The sequence below is a fragment of the Aequorivita sp. Q41 genome, from assembly GCF_039831855.1.
Taxonomy (GTDB): Bacteria; Bacteroidota; Bacteroidia; order Flavobacteriales; family Flavobacteriaceae; genus Aequorivita.
In genome coordinates this window covers 184,047-190,071 of record NZ_JBDPMS010000003.1, presented here as the reverse complement: position 1 = coordinate 190,071, position 6,025 = coordinate 184,047, and the positions used below count along the sequence as shown (strand labels likewise).

Here is a 6,025-nt window from a genome sequence, read left to right as displayed (position 1 = left end):
TAATCTGTTGCGCTAAGCGGGTGCAAATATAGAACCCTTTTCCATTCCCACAAACTTATTATATGCTTTTTTTTGAAAAATTTTCATTGTTTTTACTAAGGGTTTGAAATGCTACTACTTAGCTACAAAACTTTTTTTTAGCGCTTTTATACCTTAATATATATGTACTAATAACCACTCATCATTGCGTTAAGGATTGAGCAAGTTGTTTGAGCTCTCCCAACGTACCCATAAGTACTTTGGGAAGCGAGTTGTGAAAGCCTGCCCACTAACCGTGGGAACGGTTAGTGGGAACGCCCAAAAAGTAATAACAAACAATGAATTGGTTATTGCAAACCGAAGAAACTAATAGTATCTTTGCACCCTAAAAAATTTCAGTATATGATAGCCATTACCCTACCAGATGGAAGTGTAAAGCATTTTGATGCAGGTACTACTCCAATGGATGTTGCCAAAAGTATTAGCGAAGGATTCGCGCGTAACGTTATTTCAGCATCTTTTAATAACGTAACCATTGAAGCTTCCACCCCATTAACAGAAGATGGGAGCTTGGTACTATATACATGGACCAATGAGGAAGGAAAAAAAGCTTTTTGGCATTCTTCTGCACACATTCTTGCGCAGGCATTAGAGGAAATGTACCCAGGAATAAAATTGACAATTGGACCAGCTATAGAAAACGGGTTTTATTATGATGTAGATTTTGGAGATACAACAATTTCAGAAAAGGATTTACAGGAGATTGAAAAGAAGATGCTAGACATTGCTCGTGGCAAACATGAGTTTTCTATTCGAGAAACTTCAAAAGCTGATGCTTTAGATTACTATAAGAAACAAGGAAACGAATATAAAGTAGAGTTGATTGAAAACCTGGAAGACGGAACCATCACTTTCTGCGATCACGACACCTTTACAGATTTATGCCGCGGCGGACACATTCCAAACACAGGGATTGTAAAAGCCGTAAAGCTTATGAGTATTGCTGGTGCATATTGGCGTGGTGATGAAAAAAACAAACAACTTACACGTATCTACGGCATTAGTTTTCCGAAGCAAAAAGAACTTACAGAATACCTCGCTTTATTAGAGGAAGCAAAAAAACGCGATCACAGAAAATTAGGAAAAGAGCTAGAGCTATTCACATTTTCACAAAAAGTAGGACAAGGGCTTCCATTGTGGCTTCCAAAAGGAGCTGCATTGCGTGAAAGGCTTGAAAATTTCCTAAAGAAAGCGCAGAAAAAAGCCGGGTATGAAATGGTGGTAACTCCACATATTGGTCAGAAGGAGCTTTATGTAACCTCTGGGCATTATGCAAAATATGGTGCGGATAGCTTTCAACCTATACACACCCCAAATGAAGGTGAAGAGTTTTTACTAAAACCTATGAACTGCCCTCATCACTGTGAAATCTACAACGCCAGACCTTGGTCGTATAAAGATTTACCAAAACGTTTTGCTGAATTCGGTACTGTTTATCGGTATGAGCAAAGCGGTGAACTACATGGATTAACTCGTGTTCGCGGCTTTACACAAGATGACGCTCATATTTTCTGTACACCCGATCAATTGGATGAAGAATTTAAAAAAGTAATTGACTTAGTTTTATATGTTTTCGGTTCTTTAGGTTTTGAAAACTTCTATACGCAAGTTTCATTACGCGATCCAGAAAAACCAGAAAAGTACATAGGCAGTCTTGAAAACTGGGAAAAAGCTGAAAAAGCAATTATCAACGCTGCGGAATCAAAAGGATTAGACTATAAAATTGAATATGGTGAAGCTGCTTTTTATGGCCCAAAACTTGACTTTATGGTGAAAGATGCCTTAGGAAGAAGTTGGCAGCTGGGTACAATACAAGTGGATTACAACCTACCGGAACGTTTTGAATTAGAATATAAAGGTAGCGACAACGAAACTCATCGCCCAGTGATGATTCACCGCGCCCCCTTTGGAAGCATGGAGCGTTTCGTTGCAATTTTATTAGAACATACAGGAGGAAATTTCCCGCTTTGGTTGATGCCTGAGCAGGTTAGTATATTATCATTAAGTGAAAAATATGAAAAATACTCCCAAAAAGTTTTAAATTTGCTTGAAAATGACGAAATTCGCGCCCTTGTCGACAATAGAAATGAGACAATTGGCAAGAAAATTAGGGAGGCTGAAATGAACAAAATCCCGTATATGTTGATTGTTGGAGAGCAAGAAGAAAAAGATGGAACGATTTCTGTACGTAAACACGGGGAAGGTGATTTAGGTACAATGACGCCAAAAGCCTTTTCAGAATTGATTCAACAAGCAATAAAAGAAGAATCAAAAGAATTTAATGTTTAACTAAATATTTTAAGCCATAGCAATACGAAGAAAAAGAAGTAGAGGACCTGCAAGGGTAATTAAGGAAGATCAACACCGAATCAATGGAAAGATTCGTGCTGAGGAAGTGCGCCTTGTAGGAGACAATGTTGAAATAGGAGTATATCCTTTGAGAAAGGCACGTGAAATTGCCGAAGAGCAAGAATTAGATCTTGTTGAAATTTCACCTAATGCAAGCCCACCAGTTTGTAAAGTAATAGACTATAAAAAGTTTGTTTACGAACAGAAAAAACGTGAAAAAGTCCTAAAGGCAAAAGCGACCAAGGTTACTATTAAAGAAATCAGGTTTGGTCCAAATACGGATGATCACGATTACGAATTTAAAAAGAAGCACGGCGAAAAATTTTTGCAAGAAGGTTCAAAATTGAAAGCGTATGTTTTCTTTAAAGGACGTTCTATCATCTATAAAGACCAAGGTGAAATTTTACTTTTGCGTCTAGCCCGAGATCTTGAAGAATTTGGAAAAGTAGAGCAAATGCCTAAACTAGAAGGCAAGCGAATGATTATGTTCATTGCTCCAAAAAAGAAGTAATCAAGATAGTAACTTCGCAATTATACCTGCGTAGTCTACTAATCAATTTTGATTAAAAGAAAACTCTTTCGATTCTGTTTAAGGATTGAAACTGAAAATAAAGCGAAATAATAAATAAAAAGTAGGAAACATGCCGAAACAAAAAACAAAATCCAGTGCCAAAAAGCGTTTTAAGCTAACGGGTACAGGTAAAATTAAAAGAAAGCATGCGTTTAAAAGCCACATCTTAACAAAGAAGAGCAAAAAACGCAAGCTTGCATTGACCCATGACACTGTTGTGCACAAGGCCGATGAAAGTAATGTTAAGCAAATGCTTCGCATGAAGTAATACCGCTTAACCGGTTAAAACAATTATTTAAACCCTGGAGTAGTGCTCAAAAAAAGTATTCAGTATTCAATGATTAGTAATCAGTGTTAATGAATCGCCTGCTACAAAAAAAATTAAAATTATGCCAAGATCAGTAAATTCAGTAGCGAAGAGAGCCCGCCGTAAAAAGGTTCTTAAACAAGCCAAAGGGTACTTTGGAAGACGTAAAAATGTATGGACAGTTGCTAAAAACGCTGTAGATAAAGCAATGCTTTATTCATACCGTGACCGTCGTGTAAAAAAGAGAAATTTCAGATCCTTATGGATTACTCGTATCAACGCGGGTGCAAGACAGCATGGAATGTCTTATTCACAATTTATAGGTAGTTTAAAAAATAGTGGAATCGAACTAAACCGTAAGGTTTTGGCAGATTTGGCTATGAACCACCCAGAGGCTTTTGCCGCAATCGTAAAAAAAGTAAAATAAGACATTAACTATATTATTTCGCCTAAAAACCGCTTCAGCAATGAAGCGGTTTTTTTTATTTTAAAACTACAGCTAAAGAAGTTTCAGTATCTTCGTTAAAAACAGACGAATGTTTCGCTCCGCAATTCTTCTTTTTATTTTGTTCTTTATTTTTGAAACAAGCCTTTTTGCGCAAAAAGGAACAGGGAAGCTTTATAGAATAGATCGGTATGAATCTATTTATTTACCCTTAGGAAAAATTTCATTTGCAGATAAACTTATCGATTTTAAAATAGGATCGCCCGTCCCCATTCAAAAATATAGAGATAGTACGCAATGTCTTCACGAACCCAATTATAAAAATTATCAAACTCCAAATTTTATTTCATTAGGATGCGGCGGTAGTTTAACTGTAGAGTTTACCGACAATGGTTTTATGAACTTGCCAGGCGATGATTTATATCTTTTTGAAGTTGGTCCATCTAAAGAATCTGCAAAAGTAGAAATTTCAGAAAATGGTATTGATTGGCTTTATGCTGGGAAAATTGCTGGCGGAAAATCTTCAATAGATTTAAACCTCGCTAATATTGATACGGAAACTGTTTTCTATTTCCTTCGGATTACAGATTTAAAAAACCTTTGTAAAAGCAAAAGCGCTGGCGCAGACATTGATGCCATTGGGGCTATAAATAGTGTGATAAAACTTACTATAAACGCTGATGTTCTATTTGATGTTGCCAAATACGACCTAAAAAAAAATGCACAACAAGACTTAGACTCTTTGGCTAAAGCTATCCGGCAAATAGACAAAGCAACAATTTTGATTGAAGGGCATACAGATAGTGATGGTGATGAAAATAAAAACATGATACTTTCTGAGAACAGAGCTATTTCTGTAAAAAATAGATTGATAGAAATTTTTGGTGAATATGAGCAATATGAATTTGAAATAAAACCTTTTGGTGAAACCAAACCGCGTTTTCCAAACGATTGTAAAGAAAATAAACAACAAAACAGAAGGGTAGAAATTACAGTACTACCGCCAAAAGATTATTATAGAAGTTTGAAAAAATCTTAAGTTTTCTGCTTTTTCTTCTTAGCCGCAGGAAACAATACGTTATTCAAAATAAGGCGATATCCGGGTGAATTGGGGTGTAGCGCCAATTCAGTTTTTGCATCCCCTACTCTATGCTGATAATCTTCTGGATCATGACCGCCATAAAAAGTAAAAAAACCTTTTCCTTTTATTCCGTGGATATAGCGTGCTTCGCCATTTGTTTTATTTTCACCCATCACCAATACATTCGATTTTATTTCATCGCTATCAAAAGAAGTTGTTTGCCCCATAAAACCTTTTACTAAAGCAGTATGATTTTGACATAGCATGGTAGGAATTGGGTCCCATTTTGCGGAATAATCCATTAAAGTGAAGTAATCTGACTCTTTAGCAATTTTACGTTTAGAAGTCATATCGATACTCGAAAACTCATAAACCATAGGGCTTCGTTCCAAAATAAAATTTTTAAAAGCAAAGGTTTTGTTGTAATCTATTTTGCTTTGATAGCCAGGTTCACTCGGATCGCCATCAAACATAGGTTCACAAATATCCACCCCTTCGGCAGCTAATGAAATATCAAAACTATCGGTGGCGCTACACATTGCAAACATAAACCCACCTCCTATTACATAATCACGGATTTTTTTTGCAACGGCCAATTTCTCTTCAGAAACCTTATTGTATCCAAGCTTTCTTGCAAGTGCTTCAGCATTTTTTTTATCTTCAATATACCAAGGTGCGGAACGGTATGCACGGTAAAATTTTCCGTATTGTCCCGTAAAATCTTCGTGATGTAGGTGAAGCCAATCATACAAAATTAATTGATCGCTTAACACTTCTTCGTCGTAAATTGTGGTATAAGGAATTTCTGCATAGGTTAAAACCATGGTTACAGCATCATCCCACGGAAGGTTTCCTTTTGGGGAATAAACTGCAATTCTAGGTGCTTTTTCAAGAACTACGGCGTCCATGTTTTTTGATGGACTACTAATATCGGTAAGAATTTGTTCAGTTTTACTATCTGAAATTACTTCAAATGAAACTCCGCGTATTTGACACTCTTTTTGTATTTCAGGAGAATCGGGCATTAAAAAAGAACCACCGCGATAGTTTAGCAACCATTTCACCTTTTGTTGTTTTTCCAAAACCCAATACGTAATTCCGTAGGCTTTTAAATGCTCCTTTTGACTTTCTACATCCATAGGAATAAGGATATAAGAAGCCGAAGCTTTTAAAGAGAAAAAAAGGAGTAGTATGACTAAAATAAAACGTTGCATCTTGCGAAGATAACGACAA

General features: G+C 36.3%; 6 protein-coding genes. 5 read left to right on the top strand and 1 reads right to left on the bottom strand.

The features are described 5' to 3' along the window. Window positions 1-381 precede the first annotated feature (381 nt). The 5 genes from thrS to ABJ955_RS12545 all read left to right on the top strand — a co-directional run bounded on the left by thrS (window position 382) and on the right by ABJ955_RS12545 (window position 4,750). On the top strand, window positions 382-2,328 hold the full coding sequence (gene thrS, locus ABJ955_RS12565) for a threonine--tRNA ligase (RefSeq protein ID WP_347374979.1): 1,947 nt from the start codon (window positions 382-384) through the stop codon (window positions 2,326-2,328). 58 nt (window positions 2,329-2,386) lie between these two features. Further along, a complete protein-coding gene (gene infC / locus ABJ955_RS12560; RefSeq protein ID WP_347374981.1) occupies window positions 2,387-2,899 on the top strand; it encodes a translation initiation factor IF-3 in 513 nt (170 codons plus the stop codon). Between the two features lie 130 nt (window positions 2,900-3,029). Further along, window positions 3,030-3,227 carry a 50S ribosomal protein L35 gene (gene rpmI / locus ABJ955_RS12555; RefSeq protein WP_347374978.1) on the top strand — a complete coding sequence of 66 codons (198 nt, stop codon included), beginning with the start codon at window positions 3,030-3,032 and terminating at the stop codon, window positions 3,225-3,227. Between the two features lie 121 nt (window positions 3,228-3,348). Continuing rightward, window positions 3,349-3,693, top strand: a complete 345-nt coding sequence (rplT, locus tag ABJ955_RS12550) for a 50S ribosomal protein L20 (protein WP_347374977.1) — start codon at window positions 3,349-3,351, stop codon at window positions 3,691-3,693. Between the two features lie 109 nt (window positions 3,694-3,802). Beyond that, window positions 3,803-4,750 carry an OmpA family protein gene (locus ABJ955_RS12545; RefSeq protein ID WP_347374976.1) on the top strand — a complete coding sequence of 316 codons (948 nt, stop codon included), beginning with the start codon at window positions 3,803-3,805 and terminating at the stop codon, window positions 4,748-4,750. On the opposite strand, the gene ABJ955_RS12540 is transcribed toward ABJ955_RS12545, so the two are convergent. After that, entirely contained in the window at window positions 4,747-6,006 is a 1,260-nt protein-coding gene (locus tag ABJ955_RS12540; protein ID WP_347374975.1) for an asparagine synthetase B, read from the bottom strand. The two genes, ABJ955_RS12545 and ABJ955_RS12540, sit on opposite strands and share 4 nt — an antisense overlap. Window positions 6,007-6,025: the final 19 nt, after the last annotated feature.

Excerpts from the sequence above, each read along its gene's own strand:
- thrS (WP_347374979.1), top strand. The coding sequence starts at position 382 with ATGATAGCCATTACCCTACCAGATGGAAGTGTAAAGCATTTTGATGCA.
- rpmI (WP_347374978.1), top strand. The coding sequence starts at position 3,030 with ATGCCGAAACAAAAAACAAAATCCAGTGCCAAAAAGCGTTTTAAGCTA.
- rplT (WP_347374977.1), top strand. The coding sequence starts at position 3,349 with ATGCCAAGATCAGTAAATTCAGTAGCGAAGAGAGCCCGCCGTAAAAAG.
- ABJ955_RS12545 (WP_347374976.1), top strand. The coding sequence starts at position 3,803 with ATGTTTCGCTCCGCAATTCTTCTTTTTATTTTGTTCTTTATTTTTGAA.
- ABJ955_RS12540 (WP_347374975.1), bottom strand. The coding sequence starts at position 6,006 with ATGCAACGTTTTATTTTAGTCATACTACTCCTTTTTTTCTCTTTAAAA.